We start from the raw sequence: 1,675 nt of genomic DNA, 5'->3' as shown, positions 1-1,675 counted from the left end.
CTGAATGGTGTTCACCGGCACTGCGGGATGGTGCTGGCGGCGAAGTTCGCGGTCAACACCGCCTTCTGGTTCCAGAGTGCCGCGCCGAGGGCCGAGCAGCACGCGCAGCGACATGACCGCCTTCTCGCGCAGCGGGTCGATGGCCGGGTTGGTGACCTGCGCGAAACGCTGGCGCAGGTAGCCGTAGACGCGGCGCGGCGTCCGCCCAAGTGACGCGATGGGAATGTCGTCGCCCATCGAGTAAACCGGCTCGGCGCCGGTTGCCGCCATCGCCTCGATGACGAACTTCAAGTCCTCCGCGCCCCAGCCGTGCAGGCGATGGTGCGCCGCGATGTCTTCGAGCGGGTCGAGGTCTTTGTGGTGTCGCTCGACCGGGACGAGGACGCGGTCGGCGAGCAATCCGTAGTCGTGACGAGAGGCAGCGCGCTCCTTGGCATCCGCGTCGCGGAGTAGCGAGTTGTCGCGGGTGTCGACCAGCAACATCTGGCCTGGACCGAGCCGCCCTCGTTCGACGACCGACGCCGGCGCCATCGTGACGACGCCGGCTTCTGACGCAGCCGCCACCAGGCCGTCCTTCGTGCGCTGCCAGCGAAGGGGCCGCAGGCCGTTGCGGTCGAGCGCCGCCCCGACCACGACGCCGTCGCTGAACGCGAGCGCCGCCGGTCCATCCCACGGCTCGAACCGGATCGACTGGTAGCGATAGAAATCGCGCACCGACGAGGCGAGGTCGCCGCGCCCTTCCCAGGCGTTGGGGACAAGGCTCATCAGCGCTTCCGAAACCTCCCAGCCGCGGTTGACGAGGAGCTCGAGAGCGTTGTCGAGCGATGCGGAGTCGGAACCCTCGGGCCAGATGACTCCGCGCAGCTCCGGCTCAAGCTCGGCCTCTCGCGCTCGCATCCACGCGCGGTTGCCGGTGATGGTGTTGATCTCGCCGTTGTGCGCGAGCATCCGGAAGGGCTGGGCGTTGCGCCAGTCGGGCATGGTGTTGGTCGAGTACCGCTGGTGGAAGACGGAGAGCCGGCTCTCGCACGTCGGGTCTCTCAGGTCGAGGTAGAAGTCGGCCAGCCGCGTGCCGGCCATGAGTCCCTTGTAGACAAGGGTGCGGCTGGAGAGCGAGGGCAGGTACATGCGAATGCCTTCCGCGTCGGCGCGCTTTTCCGCGCGGCGGCGGGCCACGTAGAGGCGCCGCTCAAATTTGTCCGGGTCGATGTCCAGGCGGGCGATGAGGCCGTGCCAGATCGCGGGCATCGTCGCCTGCGCGCGCTCGCCGAGGCTCTCCACATCGACCGGCACCCTGCGCCACTCGAGCAGCCGCATCCCGCCCGCGGTGACGGATTCGGCGACCACGTCCTTGGCCCGTTCGTCCCACGAGAAGAGGGCCGCGACAGCAAAATCGCCGCCCAGAAGGCGGTGCGGGACCTGGATCAGGAGCCCGGCGCCATCCCCGCTCTTGCCGTCAGCGTCGAGCCCGCCGCGGTGGGACAGCCGGGCGAGGGCCTGGACGCCGAGGGCTACGGCCTGGTGGCCGAGCTCGGGCGTGGCGACAAAGCCCATGCCGCAAGCCGCCCGTTCACTGGGCAGATCGCCCGGCCAGGCAAGGCGCGTCGGAGGTAGCGCGGAAGGCACGAATCGAGAGTAGCTGGAGTGGTGTGGACCAGCTAGTGAACCAACACCA

The 1,675-nt window shown here is 69.1% G+C and carries 1 protein-coding gene; it reads right to left on the bottom strand.

Annotated features, from left to right (window positions below):
* Positions 1 to 1,554, bottom strand: a 1,554-nt coding sequence (locus VGV06_04335; protein HEV2054387.1) for a glutamate synthase central domain-containing protein, incomplete at its 3' end; no start/stop codon positions are given.
* Between the last annotated feature and the right edge of the window lie 121 nt (positions 1,555 to 1,675).

This window comes from Candidatus Methylomirabilota bacterium (genome assembly GCA_035936835.1).
Classification (GTDB): Bacteria; Methylomirabilota; Methylomirabilia; order Rokubacteriales; family CSP1-6; genus AR37.
This window is presented reverse-complemented; position numbering and strand designations above follow the sequence as displayed.